Source organism: Gordonia spumicola (assembly GCF_009932475.1).
GTDB classification, from domain to species: Bacteria; Actinomycetota; Actinomycetes; order Mycobacteriales; family Mycobacteriaceae; genus Gordonia; species Gordonia spumicola.
In genome coordinates, this window is sequence record NZ_BJOV01000005.1 from 789,659 (window position 1) to 805,085 (window position 15,427).

Consider the following 15,427-nt stretch of genomic DNA (forward strand, 5'->3'; position numbering starts at 1 on the left):
CGACCTGGAGAAGTGCGGGAGGAGAACACGTGACTGTGCTGCTGCGTGAGGCGATCGGCGACCAGCTGCGTCGTGTGCGGACCGGCCAGGGCCGGACGCTGCGCGAGGTGTCCACCGGGGCACGCGTCAGTCTCGGCTACCTGTCCGAGGTCGAGCGCGGGCAGAAGGAGGCGTCGAGCGAACTGCTCGCCTCGATCTGCGATGCGCTCGAGGTCGAGATCAGCGACGTCCTGCGTGATGTCGCGGGCGCGATGGCTCCCGACTCCACCGATGCGGTCGTCGAGGTCATCGCGCCGCAGGCCGACTCCGCCGCGGCACTGGCCGCGGCCTGAGCCGTACTCTCCAAGCAACTGTTGGCATCGACACTTCAGAGGAATTAGGCAATGGCAAACCCCTTCGTCAAGGCATGGCGTTACCTGATGGCGCTCGGCAACTCCAAGATCGACGAGCACGCCGACCCGAAAGTCCAGATTCAGCAGGCCATCGAAGACGCGCAGCGTCAGCACCAGGCGCTCTCGCAGCAGGCCGCGGCCGTCATCGGCAACCAGCGCCAGCTGGAGATGCGACTGAACCGCCAGCTCGAGGAGATCGAGAAGCTCCAGGGCAACGCCCGCCAGGCGTTGACGCTCGCCGATCAGGCGGCCACCGCCGGGGATGCGGCCAAGGCCGCCGAGTACACGAACGCCGCTGAGGCCTTCGCCGCTCAACTGGTGACCGCGGAACAGAACGTGGAAGACCTCAAGGTGCTCCACGACCAGTCGCTGACCGCCGCCGCCCAGGCCAAGCAGGCCGTGGAACGCAATGCGATGGCGCTGCAGCAGAAGCTCGCCGAGCGGTCGAAGCTCCTCAGCCAGCTCGAGCAGGCGAAGATGCAGGAGCAGGTCAGCGCGTCGCTGAACAGCATGAGCGAGCTCGCGGCTCCCGGGAACACGCCCAGCCTGGATCAGGTCCGCGACAAGATCGAACGTCGCTACGCGAATGCGCTCGGGTCGGCCGAACTCGCCAAGGGCTCGGTCGCCGGTCGCATGGCCGAGGTGGAGGCCGCAGGCGTCCAGCTGGCCGGTCACGCGCGCCTCGAACAGATCCGCGCGAGCATGAACGGCGGGTCGCTGACCGCCGGGACCCAGGCCGCGGCGCCGCAGGTCGCTCCGGGACAGGCCGCTCCCGCCGTCGACACGGAGAAGCACTGACGCGGATCGCCGTGGTGGCGGGCTCGGACGCGGGCCACGCCTTTCCGGCGCTCGGCCTCGCCACGCGGTTCGTCGACGCAGGCGACGACGTGATCGTCTACACCGGCGAGCGCTGGGTGTCGGAGGAGGCACGGACCGGCGCGACGGTGCGGGAACTGCCCGGACTGGCCGCCCTGCCGGGGGAGGACGACGAGGACGCGGGAGCCAAGCTGAGCACTCGCGCGGCGCGAATGGCTCTGGCACTGGCCCCGGAACTGGCGGCCGCGGGTGTTGAACTCGTCGTCAGCGACGTGATCACTCGTGCGGGGGGATGGGCGGCCGAGTTGATCGGCGTGCCGTGGATCGAGCTGTCCCCGCATCCGCTGTACGAGCAGTCGCGCGGTCTTCCGCCGATCGGTGCGGGCATGGCGGCGGGCGTCACCTGGCAGACGCGTCTGCGCGACCGCGTCCTGCGCGGTATGAGCGCCCGCGCGGTGGCCTCCGGCGCGCGCGCCACGGCCGTCGCCAGGCGGTCGATCATGCTGTCGCCGGAGCCGCGTCCCGCGGCGCGGTTCGTCGCGACGCTCCCCGGGCTCGAGGTGCATCGGCCGGACTGGCCCGAACGGACCCATCTGATCGGCCCGTTGCTGCACGAGCCGACCGTCGACGTCTTCGAACGGCCCGCTGGCGACGGACCGCTCGTCGTCGTGGCGCCGTCGACGGCGAAATCCGGCGAGGCCGACCTCGGTGCGGCGGCGTTGCACGGGCTCGCCGATCTGGCCGCCGATCGACCGCTTCGCGTCGTCTACTCGGCGCTGACCGCGCCGCCCGCCGCCTGCCGCGTGCCGACCGGTCTCGTCGCCGGAACCGCCCGGCAGGACGAGGTGCTCGCCGACGCCGCCGTCGCCGTGTGCGGCGCCGGACACGGCATGCTCGCGAAGTCGTTGCTCGCGGGCGTGCCGGTCGTGACGGTGCCGGGAGGAGGAGACCAGTGGGAGCTCGCCAACCGCGTGTCGCGCGCCGGCTCCGGTGTGATCGTCCGCCCCGCGACACCGTCGGCCATCGCCGACGCGGTGGCCCGAGTCCTCGACGACCCGACGTACGCCCGGAGCGCGCGAACCGTGGCCCGCGGTGTCACCGGGGTAGTCGATCCGGTGGTCGTCGCGCATCGTGTGCTGTCCGAGAAAGGTGCCCTGACATGCGCTTGACAGAGTTCACCGAGCTCGTCGGCATCGAGTTCGGGCGGCTGCGCGCCGACGCGATGCTCGTCGACCACGTGCTCCTGGAACTGGGCGGTCGAACCGGCGCGCAGGCCATCGCCGACGGCGTGGATCCCCGTGACGTGTGGCGCGCGCTGTGCCGCGATTTCGAGGTCCCGGCCAACCGCTGGTGAGGTTCCATCACACGATGTTCGGGCGTGTCGCTTGCCCTCGAACATCTGTTCGCTAGACTGGAGTGGAACCGAATCGCCGGTCCGTGCGTCCGACCTTATATGAAGAGCAACAGCATCGAGGCCCAGGACAGCACCAGCACGACGTCGACTCGGAACGGCACGACGAAATTGTCGGAGGTCGGCTCTACGGTGGTCATCGAACCGCCGGATGAGCCGGAGAATGACCAGAACGAGGAGACCACCATGGCACCCGTCACCGATCGACAGAAGGCGCTCGACCTCGCGCTCGCGCAGATCGACAAGAACTTCGGCAAGGGCTCGGTCATGCGACTGGGCGAAGACACCCGTCCGCCGATGGAGGTGATCCCGACCGGTTCGGTCGCGCTCGACATCGCGCTCGGCATCGGCGGACTGCCCCGCGGCCGCATCGTCGAGGTGTACGGCCCGGAGTCGTCGGGTAAGACGACCGTCGCGCTCCACGCGGTCGCCAACGCTCAGGCGGCGGGCGGCATCGCCGCTTTCATCGACGCCGAGCACGCGCTCGACCCGGAGTATGCGGCGAAGCTGGGCGTCGACATCGACGCGCTCCTCGTCTCGCAGCCCGACACCGGTGAACAGGCGCTCGAGATCGCCGACATGCTGATCCGCTCCGGAGCCCTCGACATCCTCGTCATCGACTCCGTCGCGGCGCTCGTGCCGAAGGCCGAGATCGAGGGCGAGATGGGCGACAGCCACGTCGGCCTGCAGGCTCGTCTCATGAGCCAGGCGCTGCGCAAGATGACCTCGGGCCTCAACAACTCGAACACCACGGCCATCTTCATCAACCAGCTGCGCGAGAAGATCGGCGTCATGTTCGGCTCGCCGGAGACCACGACCGGCGGCAAGGCCCTCAAGTTCTACGCGTCGGTCCGCCTGGACGTCCGTCGCATCGAGACGCTGAAGGACGGCACCGACGCGGTCGGCAACCGCACCCGCGTCAAGGTCGTGAAGAACAAGGTCGCGCCGCCGTTCAAGCAGGCCGAGTTCGACATCCTGTACGGCCACGGCATCAGCCGCGAGGGCTCGCTGATCGACCTGGGCGTGGCGGAGGGCTTCATCCGCAAGTCGGGCTCGTGGTTCACCTACGAGGGCGATCAGCTCGGACAGGGCAAGGAGAAGGCGCGCAACTTCTTGATCGAGAACCCGGACATCGCCAACGAGATCGAGACCAAGATCAAGACGAAGCTCGGCATCGGCGTCCGCACCGACGACGACGCCGACGCGGTGGCGCCCGAACCCGTCGACTTCTGATCGAACCGATGGTGGAACGCGAATCCACTCGCTCGGGCCCGTCCGCCTGGGACGCCGCACTGCGGCTCCTCGGCGCACGGGCCCGCAGTCGTCAGGAGATGCACGACCGGCTCGTCGCACGAGAGTTCCCGGCCGACGAGATCGAACGGACGATGGCCCGGCTCGACGAGTGGAAGCTGCTCGACGACACCGACTTCGCCCACGAGTGGGTGCGGTCGCGCAGCACGACGTCGCAGCGGGGGAGGCTCGCGCTCAAACGCGAACTGCGGACGAAGGGCATCGCCGACGATGTCGCCGCCCAGGCGCTCGACACGATCGACCCCGACGCCGAGCGGGACACGGCTCACGCGCTCGCCGAGAAGAAACTGACCTTCGACGCGCAGGAACTCGCCGATCCGGCGATCAGGGCGAAGGCGTACCGGCGTCTGACCGGTGCGCTCGGGCGCCGCGGCTACCCGCCGGACGTGATCACCTCCGTGGTGAAGGACGTGATCGCCGCCCGGCGGGACGGGGTCGACTGAGACCCAGTCGACTACGGCTCAGTCGAGTGCCGCCGCCGGCACCTCGGCGGTCGTCTTGCCCGACGATCGCTTGCCCTCGCGGAGTCGACGCTCCAACCTGCGGGCGAGGGCGGTGAGGGCGAAGTTCAACGCGATCATGATGAGCGCGACCACGATCAGTGACGGCAGGTAGTTGCCGAAGTACGACGCCGCCTTCTGCCCCGACTTCACCACCTCGATGTAGCCGATGGCGTAGCCGAGCGCGCTGTCCTTGAGCGCGATGACCATCTGCGACACGAGTGCGGGCAGCATCGCCGTGACAGCCTGGGGCAGGAGGATCATCCGCATCATCTGGGACTTGCGCATGCCGATCGACTTGGCTGCCTCGCTCTGTCCGTTCGGCAGTGACGCGATGCCCGCCCGCAGGATCTCGGCGATCACCGATCCGTTGTAGAACGTCAGACCGAACACGACGGCGGCGAACGCCAACTGGGACGACGGGACCACCGCGTACGCGGCGAAGAAGTAGTACGCGAAGTAGATCAGGATCAGGACGGGGATCGCGCGGAACACCTCCACCAGCACGCCGGAGAGCTTGCGCACCCACGCGTGATCGGACAGTCGTCCCACGCCGAGGACGGCTCCGAGGATCAGGGCGAACACGATGGACAGCACCGCGGCCTTCAGCGTCCCGAGCACACCGGGCAGGATCCAGGTGGTCCAGGTGCCCGCTTGGGTGAACGGCTCCCACTTCTCGGCGGTGAGCTGTCCGTTGTCGTTGAGCGCGATCACCACGTACGCGATCACGGCGACGACGATCGCCAAGAAGATCACGGTGGTGATCATGTTCCGCGTCCGGGCGCGGGGTCCCGGAGCGTCGTAGAGGACTGTCGCCTGCTGCGTCATCGCTTGACCGCCCATCGTTTCGCGGCCCATCCGAAGACGGCGCCCTCCGTGAGGGTGATGATCATGAAGCCGACGGCGATGATCGCGAAGATGGCCATGATCTGGTCTCCGTGGGATTCGAGTTCGGTCTTCATGAGCAGCGACGCCTCGGCGACTCCGATCACCGACGCGATGGTCGTGTTCTTGGTGAGTGCGATGAGCACCGAGCCCATCGGGCCGATCACCGTCCGCATCGCCTGCGGAAGGACGACGAGGCCGAGCACCTGCGGGAACGACATCCCGAGCGATCGCGCGGCCTCGGCCTGCCCGAGCGGGACCGTGTTGATTCCGGACCGGAGCGTCTCGCACACGAAGGTCGCCGTGTACAGGATGAACGCGAGGATCGCGAGACGGAAGTTGTTGTTGACGATGAAGTCGCCGTCCTCCCGCGCCAGTGCCAGACCGAGATTCTGGTAGAGGCCGACCGAGCAGAACAGAACGATGAGGGTGAGCGGGGTGTTGCGGACGATGTTGACGTACGTGGTGGCGAATCCGCGCATCACCGGGACCGGTGACACGGCCATCGCGGCGAGCAGGGTTCCCCAGATGAGGGCTCCGACGGCCGACAGCACCGTCAGTTTGATCGTCACCCAGAATGCGGGCCACAGTTCGGGGCCCATGCTGTCCCAGAGCGCAGACATCAGGCGGCTCCTTCACAAGGTGTGGATGTGCTGTTCAGGAAGTCGAGGTCACCGACGGACGGCAGGAGGTCGTAGTCGACCGACGGGTCGTTCGCTCGCTGGGTGAACGCGTCGACGTCCTTGTCGCCGAGGTACTCGCGCAGCGCGGCCTCCCACGGCGACTTCCCGCCGGGCGGTGCGACGAGCATCGCCCGGAGCGCGTCGTTGACGGCGTCGACGGCGTCCGGGTACTCCTTCGGCATGCCGATGCCGTAGCGCTCCTTGGAGAACGGCGCACCGGCCTTCTTCAGGGCGTCCTTGACGCAGGCGTCTTTCGGGTACGTCATCGAGACGAGTTTGAACTCGCCCGGATACCGATTGGAGTAGCCCGCGAGGATCGTCTCGTCGGTGGTGAGCGCGTCGACCTTGCCGCGCCGCAGCGCCTCGACGCACGACGAGTAGGTGTCGTACTCCTGCAGCTGGACACCTGTCAGCTGGGCCTTCACGTTCTGCGCGGGCGTCGAACCGGACACCGAGCAGAGCTTCTTGCCGTTGTTCAGGTCGGTGAGGGAGTTGAGGGAGTCGTCGTCCTTGCGGACCAGCAGGCCCTGGTAGGTGACGAGGTAGGGACCTGCGAACGCGACCTTGCTCGCGCGGGCCGTGTTGATCGAATAGGTCGCCGCGATCATGTCGACCTCACCGTTGTTGATGAGCGTCTCGCGCTGCGCAGACGGCGTCTCTCGCCAGCTGATCTTCGGATGGGCGACGCCGAGCTGATCGGCGATGTGGTCGACGACGAACTCCGACACCGTCGGGTCGAACCCGACGACGGAACCGTCCGGCTTCTGCAGGCCCATGCCGGGTTGATCGAACTTGGTGCCGAGGATCACCTTGCCGTTGCGGATCGATTCGAGCAGGTTGCGAGGCTGCGAACTGCCGCACGCGGTCAGGAACGTGGCGACGACGGCGAGCACCGCCGCGAGTGCGGCGAGCCGTCGCAGGGGAGATGGTCTGATCATGTCAGTGCCCCAGGATCTTCGACAGGAAGTCGCGGGCGCGGTCCGACTTCGGCGCCGTGAAGAAGCTCTCCGGGTCGGTGTCCTCGACGATGGCGCCGTCGGCCATGAAGATGATGCGGTCGGCGGCCTTGCGCGCGAAGCCCATCTCGTGGGTGACGACGACCATCGTCATGCCCTCGCGGGCCAATGAGACCATCACGTCGAGCACCTCGGACACCATCTCGGGGTCGAGCGCGGACGTCGGCTCGTCGAAGAGGAGCACCTTCGGGCCCATGGCGAGCGATCGGGCGATCGCCACGCGCTGCTGTTGGCCGCCGGACAGCTGTGCCGGGTACTTGTCCTTCTGTGTGGTGACGCCGACGCGCTCGAGGAGTTCGAGGGCGCGTCTCTCGGCGTCGGCGGGTTTGGCCTTGCGCACCTTGATCGGCCCGATCGTGACGTTCTGCAGGATCGTCTTGTGGGCGAACAGGTTGAACGACTGGAACACCATGCCGACGTCCGATCGCAGGCGGGCGAGGTCGCGGCCCTCGGCGGGCAGCAGTTCGCCTTCGATGCGGATCTCGCCGCTGTCTATGGGTTCGAGTCGGTTGATGGTGCGGCAGAGGGTCGACTTGCCGGAGCCCGACGGCCCCAGCACGACGACGACTTGGCCTCGTGGGATCTGCAAGTCGATGTCTTTGAGCACGTGGAGGTCCCCGTAGTGCTTCTGAACATTCGTCATCGAGATCATCGGTGTGACGTTCGTGTCGGTCATACGTATCAACGTAGTTGTGGGTGCGGACACATTTGGGCGGGACGCGCGAAGAAGTGTGTATCCAGTCGGTGACGATCGTGTGCCGAGTCGATTTGCCCCTCCGCGTAACCTGGGAGGAGTGAGTGGTGCAGTGACGAGGTCGTATTCGGTACGGACCTACGGGTGTCAGATGAACGTCCACGACTCCGAGCGCATCGCCGGACTGTTGGAGGACGCGGGGTACGTCGCGGCGACCGACGACGATGCGGCCGACCTGGTCGTGTTCAACACGTGTGCGATCCGCGAGAACGCCGACAACAAGCTGTACGGGAACCTGTCGCACCTGGCGCCGGTGAAGTCCGGGCGGCCCGGAATGCAGATCGCGGTCGGCGGATGCCTGGCCCAGAAGGACAAGGACGTCGTCCTGACGAAGGCTCCGTGGGTGGACGTCGTCTTCGGCACGCACAACATCGGGTCGTTGCCCGCCCTTCTCGACCGGGCCCGTCACAACGAGCGGGCGCAGGTGGAGATCCTCGACTCGTTGGAGACCTTCCCGTCGACGCTGCCCGCACGCCGTGACTCCGCGTACTCGGGCTGGGTGTCGGTGTCGGTCGGCTGCAACAACACGTGCACCTTCTGCATCGTCCCGTCGCTGCGCGGCAAGGAGGTCGACCGGCGTCCGGGCGACGTGCTCGCCGAGGTGCAGGCGCTGGTCGACCAGGGCGTCCTCGAAGTGACTCTCCTCGGCCAGAACGTCAACGCGTACGGCATGTCGTTCGCCGATCCGGACACCCCGCGCAATCGAGGCGCGTTCGCCGAACTGCTCCGCGCGTGCGGCGCCATCGAAGGACTCGAACGTGTGCGGTTCACGTCGCCGCACCCGGCGGAGTTCACCGACGACGTCATTGAGGCGATGGCGCAGACCCCCAACGTGTGTCCCCAACTGCACATGCCGCTGCAGTCCGGATCGGACCGCGTCCTCAAGGCGATGCGGCGCAGCTACCGCAAGTCGAAGTTCCTCGGCATCCTGGAGCGCGTCCGCGAGGCGATGCCGCACGCGGCGATCACCACGGACATCATCGTCGGATTCCCCGGCGAGACCGAGGAGGACTTCGCGGAGACCCTCGACGTCGTCGAGAAGGCCAGGTTCACCAGCGCTTTCACCTTTCAGTACTCGGCGCGCCCGGGCACACCTGCCGCGACGATGCCCGATCAGGTCCCGCCGGAGGTGGTCTCCGAGCGCTACCAGCGGCTCATCAAGCTGCAGGAACGGATCTGCCTGGAAGCCAACCAGGAGCTCGTCGGCACCGAGGTGGAACTCCTCGTCGTCGCCGACGAGGGCCGTAAGAGCGCCGCGACCGGCCGCATGACCGGCCGCGCACGTGACGGCAGGCTCGTGCACTTCGCCGTCGACCCCGCGGCGGGGATCCGCCCCGGCGACATCGTGACGAGCACTGTCACCGAGGCCGCGCCGCACCACCTGATCGCCGACGCCGGTGTCGCGTCGATCCGCCGGACCAAGGCGGGCGACGCACATCAGGCCGGGACGACCCCGACGACGTCGCCGGTCGGATCGAATGTCGGGCTCGGCATGCCGACGATCGGTGCGTCGCCCATCGTGGAAACGGCTTCGGCCTGTGGAACTGGAGGATGCGCATGAGCGCGAACAACTCGGACGGCCCCGACGACAAGGCCACGTTCGGCGAGTACGAGGACGATCTCCGCAAGGCGGAGCAGAAGGTCGCGGGCGAGATCGACCCCGGCGCACGGGCCGTCGTCGTCGCGGTATGCGTGCTCGTCGCTCTGCTGTCGGTGATCCTGCCGCACGCGGGCGAGGCGAACGGACTCGACGTGCTCACCATGTCGGCGACGGCGCACGCCGAGTCGATCGCGCTGCCGTCGAGGGTCTTCGTCTACCTGCTGGTGATCTTCGGCATCGGCTTCTCGGTGATCGCGCTGCTCACCCGGCGGTGGGTGATCGCGTGGATCGCCCTGTGCGGTTGCGCGGTCGCGTCGGTCGCCGGGATGCTGGCGATCTGGACGCGCAACACGGTCGGCGTCGCGTCGTGGTCGGAGCCGTCCGGCGCGAGCATCGGTCTGATCCTCGGCTGGTTCGCGGCCATCGTCCTGACCTTCCACTGGTCGAGGACGGTGTGGGCGCGCAGCAACTATCACCTCGCGCTCGAAGCCGAACGCCGCGCCAAGGCCGCCGAAGCCGAGGCCGCGGGCCTCGCACTGCAGCGCAAGTCGGGCACCGCGCCGCTCGACGACTGAGAGTCAGCGGTCGGACAGCGCCGACTGCGCGGTGCCGGCCCAGTCCCGCCACTGGGCGGCCTGCTCACGGAGCTTGGCGGCCTCGCGGTCCTTGCCGGCCTCGGCGGCCTTCGCGGCCTGTTCGTCGAGCTTGTCGGCGCGTTCGACGAACTGCGCCGCGCGGGCCTGCGCCTCGGGGTCGGTGCGCGTCCAATCGGCGTCTTCCGCGTCGCGTACGGCCTTCTCGAGTGCACGCACCCGGTTCTCCAGCGCGTGCATCTGTTCGCGCGGAACCTTGCCGATCTCCTCCCAGCGGTCGCGGAAGGTGCGGAACGCGGTGCGGGCGCCGTCGAGGTCCTTCGCCGGATCGATGGTCGCCTCGGCCTCGGCGAGCAGTTCGAGCTTCGCCTTGGCGTTGTCGGCGAACTCGGCGTCCCGCTCGGAGTTGACGGCGTTCCGGGCGGCGAAGAACACGTCCTGTGCCGCCTTGAATCGCGTCCACAGCGCCTCGTCGGCGTCGCGCGGCGCCCGGCCCGCGGCCTTCCACTCCTGCAGCAGGTCACGGAAACGGCCCGCGGTCGGGCCCCAGTCGGTCGACGCCGACAGGGCCTCGGCCTGCGCGATCAGCTCCTCCTTGCGGGCCTTGGCTCCGGCGCGTTCGCGGTCGAGTTCGGCGAAGTAGGCGCCGCGACGGCGGTTGAACGCGTCGCGGGCCTTGGAGAAGCGTTTCCACAGGGCGTCGTCGGTCTTGCGGTCGACGCCCTTGATGGTCTTCCACTCGTCGAGGATCGCGCGGAGACGGTCGCCTCCGGTCTTCCACGACGTGCCCTCGGCGCCGATCTGCTCGGCCTCCGCCGCCAGTTCCTCCTTGCGGGTGATGGCCGCGGCGCGCTGCTCGCCTCGCTCGGCCTTGACCTCCTCGGCGACGCCGTCGGCGCTGGCGACGATCCGGTCGAGTCGGGCGGTCAGTTCGTCGACGTCGCCGATCACCTGGGCGGTCGGCAGCGTCTCCAGCAGGTGCGCCGCGGCGGTCTGCGTCTTGCGCGGATCACCCGAGCGGGCGGCGAGACGCTCCTCGAGGATCTCGACCTCGGTGGCGAGGTCGGCGAACTTGCGGGCGAAATGCGCGAGGCCCTCGTCGACGGTGCCCGCCTGCCATGACCCGATGCCGCGTTCACCGGACGCGGTGATGAGCCAGACCGTGCCGTCGGGGTCGATCCGACCGTGCTTGGACGGATCGGAGACGTCGACGTGGTGCACCGGGACCGCCGGGGTCGGCGCGCCCTGCGGCCGTGGGCCCGGCTTGGGGCCCGCGGTCGAGGGGCCGGGCTTGGGTCCTGGGGTCGGGTTGGTCATTTCGGATGTCCCTACTGTCCTATCGCCGCGCGTCACGGCTGCCGTTCACTACAGACTTCATTCAAGCAGGTCAGGAGTGGGCGCGGGGCGGCCCGGCAGACATTTGGCAAAACGGGCGGTGCTGCCGGTACGGTCGATCGCGTGCTTGCCGAGGTAGCGATCGTCCCCAGTGCACCCCTGTTGGTGCCGGAATTGGCTGGTCCCGACGCCGTCGAGACGGACGTCGTGCGTGCGGCGGTCGATGCTGCGGGTCGTTCGCTCGGCGCATCGGCCGACAGGTGGATCGCGATCGGCGCCGACGGTCGTGCACGACGGTTCGCCGCATACGGCGTCGACGTCCCCGTGTCGGTGAGCCGGACCGGTGACGACGTGCCGCTGCCGCTGTCGATGCTGATCGCCGCCTGGCTGCGCGGCCGCACGGCGCCGGACGCGACCGTCGACGCTCACCTTGTCGCCGACGACGCCTCGCCCGCGGAGGCCGCCGAGCGGGGACGCCGCCTGGCCGAGATCATCGACGCGGATCCCGAACCGGTCGGACTGCTCGTCGTCGGCGACGGCGCTACCGCGCTGTCGGCATCGGCGCCCGGCGGCGGCGACCGTCCGTCGGCACACGAGGTGCAGGCCGTGATCGACACCGCATTCGCCGCAGCCGACGCGGAAGCGCTGAACGCGCTCGACCCGCGGGTGTGCGATGCGGAGGGCGTCGGCGGTCGAGCCCCGTGGCAGGTCCTCGCGGGCCTCGCGGCGGGCCGGACCTTCACACCGACCGTGCGTTTCGTCGGAGCCCCGTTCGGCGTCGGCTACACGGTCGCGACCTGGACTCCCCGGTGACCGCTCCGATCGCCGTCGTCGGCCCGACCGCCAGCGGCAAGTCGGCGCTCGCCCTCGACCTCGCCGAACGTCTCGGCGGGCAGATCGTCAACGTCGACGCGATGGCCCAGTACCGCGGCATGGACATCGGCACGGCGAAGCCGCCGGTGCACGAGCGGCGCGGCATCGTCCATCACCTCATCGACGTGCTCGACGTGACGGAGACCGCGACCGTCGCCGGCTACAAGGCCGCCGCCACCCGAGTGATCGAGGATCTCGTGGCCGACGGCGTCGTCCCGATCATCGTCGGCGGCTCGATGATGTACGTCCAGGGTCTGCTCGACGACTGGGAGTTCCCGGCGACCGACCCGACGGTGCGCGCGCGGTACGAGGCCGAACTCGAGACGATCGGCTCGCTGGCGTTGCACGCGCGGCTTGCCGTCGTCGATCCGGTCGCGGCGTCGACGATCCTCGACACGGACGGCAGGAGGATCGTCCGGGCGCTCGAGGTCGTCGAGATCACCGGGGAGCCGTTCGCGGCCTCGGCCCCGGTCATCGGCGAGCCCCGGTGGGGGACACGGATCCTCGCGATCGACCGTGATCGGGACCTGCTCGACGAGCGCATCGAGGCACGGACGGCTCAGATGTTCGCCTCCGGTTTCCGCGACGAGGTGCTCGCCCTGTGCGAGGTCGGTCTGCGCGAGGGCAAGACGGCGTCGCAGGCGATCGGGTACGCGCAGCTCCTCGCCCACCTGGACGGGGAGTACGACCTCGCGACCGCGCAGGAGCTGACGTTCATCGGCACCCGTCGATACGTCCGCAGGCAGCGGTCGTGGTTCCGTCGCGATCACCGGGCGGTGTGGCTCGACGCGGCGTCGCCGACCCTGCTCGACGACGCGTTGCGCGTGGTCGACCGGTGACGCCGGGCGATGCGTAAAATCACCGACATGACTGCCGCGACCGCACTCTCGTTCGTCAAGGGCCACGGGACCGAGAACGACTTCGTCGTCATTCCCGACCCGAACGTGCAGGTGGACCTGACCGTCGACCTGGTCAGAGCCCTCTGCGATCGGCAGCGAGGAATCGGAGCCGACGGCGTGCTCCGCGTGGCGACGGCAGGCGCACTCGTCGACGCCGGCGTGCTCGACGCTCTGCCCGAGGGAGTGGCGCCGACCGACTGGTTCATGGACTACCGCAACGGCGACGGTTCGATCGCCGAGATGTGCGGCAACGGCGTGCGCGTGTTCGCGCACTACTGCCGCGCCGCGGGTCTGGTCGACACGGACACCTTCTCGGTCGGTTCGCGGGCCGGTTCGCGGTCCGTCGCGATCCACTCCTTCGACCAGGTGACCGCGGACGTCAGTGTCGCGATGGGCCGGGTCCGCCTCGACGGTCCGAGCGCGGTCGGCATCGCGCGCGGCCGCTACATCGGTGAGCGCGTCGACGTCGGGAACCCCCACCTCGCGTGCGTGGTCGACGGTCTGACCCCGGAAGCGCTGGCCGCACTCGACCTGACGACGGGCGCGCATCTCGACGCCGACGTCTTCCCGAACGGGGCCAACGTCGAGATCCTGACACCGCTCCGACCCGCCGATTCGGACGTCGACTTCACCGCTCACATGCGTGTCTTCGAGCGGGGTGTGGGGGAGACCCGGTCGTGCGGCACCGGACTGGTGGCCGCGGCGAGTGCGGCGCTCCACGGCATCGGTCGAGACAACGGCGTGGTCGGCATCACGATCCCCGGCGGCTCCGTCGTGGTGACCGTCGGCGACGACGCCGCGGTGCTGCGCGGACCGTCGCGTCTGGTGGCTCACGGCGCCCTCAACGCGGGCTGGGACCTGCGCTGACGGCGGGCGGTGCGGACGCCGCGGCACAAAACTGGGATGCGTCGGCCCGGCCCGACCGTGCACAATGGTCGACGGAATGACTGAAACGCACATCGACACCCCCGAACATCCCACGACCGGCGAGCTCGCGCTCGACGACCGCGCATCCCTGCAGCGAGTCGCCGGACTGTCCACCGAGCTCGACGACGTCACCGAGGTCGAATACCGCCAGCTCCGACTCGAGCGGGTCGTACTCGTCGGTGTCTGGACGTCGGGAACGCTCGCCCAGGCCGAGGCCAGTCTCGCCGAACTCGCGGCTCTCGCCGAGACGGCGGGCTCGGAAGTCCTCGAAGCCCTCCACCAGCGGAGGTCCAAACCGGATCCCGCGACCTACCTCGGCTCCGGCAAGGCACAGGAGCTGCGGGAGGTGGTCCTCGCGACCGGAGCGGACACCGTGGTCTGCGACGGCGAACTGACCCCCGCCCAGCTGACCGCCCTGGAGAAGGTCGTCAAGGTCAAGGTGATCGACCGGACCGCCTTGATCCTGGACATCTTCGCGCAGCACGCCACGTCCCGCGAAGGCAAGGCTCAAGTGTCGCTCGCTCAGATGGAGTACATGTTGCCGCGCCTGCGCGGCTGGGGCGAGTCGATGTCCAGGCAGGCCGGCGGCCGGGCGGGAAGCAACGGCGGCGTCGGCCTCCGCGGCCCGGGCGAGACGAAGATCGAGACCGACCGCCGTCGCATCCGCGAACGGATGGCGAAGCTCCGCAAGGAGATCCGCGGCATGAAGACGGCGCGGACGGTGAAGCGCGCCGCGCGTCGCAAGGGGACGGTCCCGGCGCTCACCGTGGTCGGCTACACGAACGCGGGCAAGTCGAGCCTCGTCAACGCGATGACCGGGGCCGGAGTCCTGGTGCAGGACGCCCTGTTCGCGACCCTCGATCCGACGACCCGGCGCGCCGAACTCGCCGACGGCCACGAAGTGGTCTTCACCGACACCGTCGGTTTCGTCCGGCATCTGCCGACGCAACTGGTCGAGGCGTTCCGGTCCACGCTGGAAGAGGCGGTCGACGCCGACCTCCTGATCCACGTCGTCGACGGAGCCGACCCGTTCCCGGACCAGCAGATCTCGACCGTCCGCCAGGTGCTGCGCGACGTGCTCGACGAGGAGAAGCTCCCGTCGCCGCCGGAACTGCTCGTCATCAACAAGATCGACGCGATCGACGACCTGCGGATGACGACGCTGCGCGCGGAGTTCCCCGACGCCGTGTTCGTGTCGGCGAGGACCGGCGAGGGACTCCCGACGCTGTTCGAGCGGATCACCGCATTCGTGCAGCGCGACGACGTCGAAGCCGATCTGCAGGTGCCGTTCGCACGCGGTGAGGTGATCTCGCGCCTGCACCAGTACGCACACGTCCTGTCGACCGAGCACAACGACGAAGGCACCCGCCTGCACGTGCGGATGCCTTCGTCGTTGGCCGGCGAGTTCGCCGACCTCATCGTCTGAACTCGA

The 15,427-nt window shown here is 68.9% G+C and carries 17 protein-coding genes; 12 read left to right on the forward strand and 5 right to left on the reverse strand.

Annotated elements, in window-relative coordinates; translation table 11 throughout:
- Window positions 1-29 precede the first annotated feature (29 nt).
- From GYB83_RS14950 to GYB83_RS14975, 6 genes are all read left to right on the forward strand, one after another.
- Window positions 30-332 carry a helix-turn-helix domain-containing protein gene (locus tag GYB83_RS14950; RefSeq protein ID WP_161896228.1) on the forward strand — a complete coding sequence of 101 codons (303 nt, stop codon included), beginning with the start codon at window positions 30-32 and terminating at the stop codon, window positions 330-332.
- Between the two features lie 51 nt (window positions 333-383).
- On the forward strand, window positions 384-1,190 hold the full coding sequence (gene pspA, locus GYB83_RS14955; RefSeq protein WP_161896229.1) for a phage shock protein PspA: 807 nt from the start codon (window positions 384-386) through the stop codon (window positions 1,188-1,190).
- Between the two features lie 14 nt (window positions 1,191-1,204).
- Window positions 1,205-2,377 (forward strand): glycosyltransferase, encoded by a 1,173-nt coding sequence (locus GYB83_RS14960; protein ID WP_228461496.1) that lies wholly within the window; start codon window positions 1,205-1,207, stop codon window positions 2,375-2,377.
- Window positions 2,368-2,562 carry a DUF3046 domain-containing protein gene (locus GYB83_RS14965; RefSeq protein ID WP_161896231.1) on the forward strand — a complete coding sequence of 65 codons (195 nt, stop codon included), beginning with the start codon at window positions 2,368-2,370 and terminating at the stop codon, window positions 2,560-2,562. The genes GYB83_RS14960 and GYB83_RS14965 overlap by 10 nt, the downstream gene beginning before the upstream one ends.
- A gap of 243 nt (window positions 2,563-2,805) precedes the next feature.
- Window positions 2,806-3,852, forward strand: coding sequence for a recombinase RecA (recA, locus tag GYB83_RS14970; protein ID WP_161896232.1), 1,047 nt, complete (start codon window positions 2,806-2,808; stop codon window positions 3,850-3,852).
- Window positions 3,853-3,860: 8 nt separating this feature from the next.
- The gene (locus GYB83_RS14975) at window positions 3,861-4,373 is read left to right on the forward strand and encodes a regulatory protein RecX (RefSeq protein WP_161896233.1); all 513 of its coding nucleotides are present in this window, start codon (window positions 3,861-3,863) and stop codon (window positions 4,371-4,373) included.
- 18 nt (window positions 4,374-4,391) lie between these two features.
- Here GYB83_RS14975 and GYB83_RS14980 read toward each other — a convergent pair whose 3' ends face one another.
- Genes GYB83_RS14980 through GYB83_RS14995 form a run of 4 tightly spaced genes read right to left on the reverse strand, consistent with a single transcriptional unit; the run spans window position 4,392 to window position 7,666 of the window.
- Entirely contained in the window at window positions 4,392-5,258 is an 867-nt protein-coding gene (locus GYB83_RS14980; RefSeq protein ID WP_161897525.1) for an amino acid ABC transporter permease, read from the reverse strand.
- Window positions 5,255-5,938 carry an amino acid ABC transporter permease gene (locus GYB83_RS14985; RefSeq protein ID WP_161896234.1) on the reverse strand — a complete coding sequence of 228 codons (684 nt, stop codon included), beginning with the start codon at window positions 5,936-5,938 and terminating at the stop codon, window positions 5,255-5,257. The genes GYB83_RS14980 and GYB83_RS14985 overlap by 4 nt, the downstream gene beginning before the upstream one ends.
- A complete protein-coding gene (locus GYB83_RS14990; protein WP_161896235.1) occupies window positions 5,938-6,936 on the reverse strand; it encodes a glutamate ABC transporter substrate-binding protein in 999 nt (332 codons plus the stop codon). The genes GYB83_RS14985 and GYB83_RS14990 overlap by 1 nt, the downstream gene beginning before the upstream one ends.
- Window position 6,937: 1 nt before the next feature.
- Window positions 6,938-7,666 carry an amino acid ABC transporter ATP-binding protein gene (locus GYB83_RS14995; protein ID WP_186349855.1) on the reverse strand — a complete coding sequence of 243 codons (729 nt, stop codon included), beginning with the start codon at window positions 7,664-7,666 and terminating at the stop codon, window positions 6,938-6,940.
- Window positions 7,667-7,769: 103 nt separating this feature from the next.
- Here GYB83_RS14995 and miaB point away from each other — a divergent pair, with 103 nt between their 5' ends.
- Together miaB and GYB83_RS15005 are read left to right on the forward strand one after the other, a co-directional pair.
- On the forward strand, window positions 7,770-9,329 hold the full coding sequence (gene miaB, locus GYB83_RS15000; protein WP_371865175.1) for a tRNA (N6-isopentenyl adenosine(37)-C2)-methylthiotransferase MiaB: 1,560 nt from the start codon (window positions 7,770-7,772) through the stop codon (window positions 9,327-9,329).
- Window positions 9,320-9,943: an Rv2732c family membrane protein gene (locus GYB83_RS15005; RefSeq protein WP_161896237.1), complete on the forward strand. Its 624-nt coding sequence runs from the start codon at window positions 9,320-9,322 to the stop codon at window positions 9,941-9,943. Before miaB ends, GYB83_RS15005 begins: the two co-directional genes overlap by 10 nt.
- Window positions 9,944-9,946: 3 nt before the next feature.
- Here the strand turns inward: GYB83_RS15005 and GYB83_RS15010 are convergent, their stop codons facing one another.
- On the reverse strand, window positions 9,947-11,278 hold the full coding sequence (locus GYB83_RS15010; RefSeq protein ID WP_161896238.1) for a DUF349 domain-containing protein: 1,332 nt from the start codon (window positions 11,276-11,278) through the stop codon (window positions 9,947-9,949).
- Window positions 11,279-11,419: 141 nt separating this feature from the next.
- Between GYB83_RS15010 and GYB83_RS15015 the strand changes: the two genes are divergently transcribed.
- The 4 genes from GYB83_RS15015 (at window position 11,420) to hflX (ending at window position 15,421) form a co-directional block, all read left to right on the forward strand.
- Window positions 11,420-12,109 carry a class III extradiol ring-cleavage dioxygenase family protein gene (locus GYB83_RS15015; RefSeq protein ID WP_161896239.1) on the forward strand — a complete coding sequence of 230 codons (690 nt, stop codon included), beginning with the start codon at window positions 11,420-11,422 and terminating at the stop codon, window positions 12,107-12,109.
- On the forward strand, window positions 12,106-13,008 hold the full coding sequence (gene miaA, locus GYB83_RS15020; RefSeq protein WP_228461500.1) for a tRNA (adenosine(37)-N6)-dimethylallyltransferase MiaA: 903 nt from the start codon (window positions 12,106-12,108) through the stop codon (window positions 13,006-13,008). Before GYB83_RS15015 ends, miaA begins: the two co-directional genes overlap by 4 nt.
- Window positions 13,009-13,035: 27 nt before the next feature.
- On the forward strand, window positions 13,036-13,935 hold the full coding sequence (gene dapF, locus GYB83_RS15025; protein ID WP_161896240.1) for a diaminopimelate epimerase: 900 nt from the start codon (window positions 13,036-13,038) through the stop codon (window positions 13,933-13,935).
- Between the two features lie 76 nt (window positions 13,936-14,011).
- Window positions 14,012-15,421 carry a GTPase HflX gene (gene hflX / locus GYB83_RS15030; protein WP_161896241.1) on the forward strand — a complete coding sequence of 470 codons (1,410 nt, stop codon included), beginning with the start codon at window positions 14,012-14,014 and terminating at the stop codon, window positions 15,419-15,421.
- Window positions 15,422-15,427: the final 6 nt, after the last annotated feature.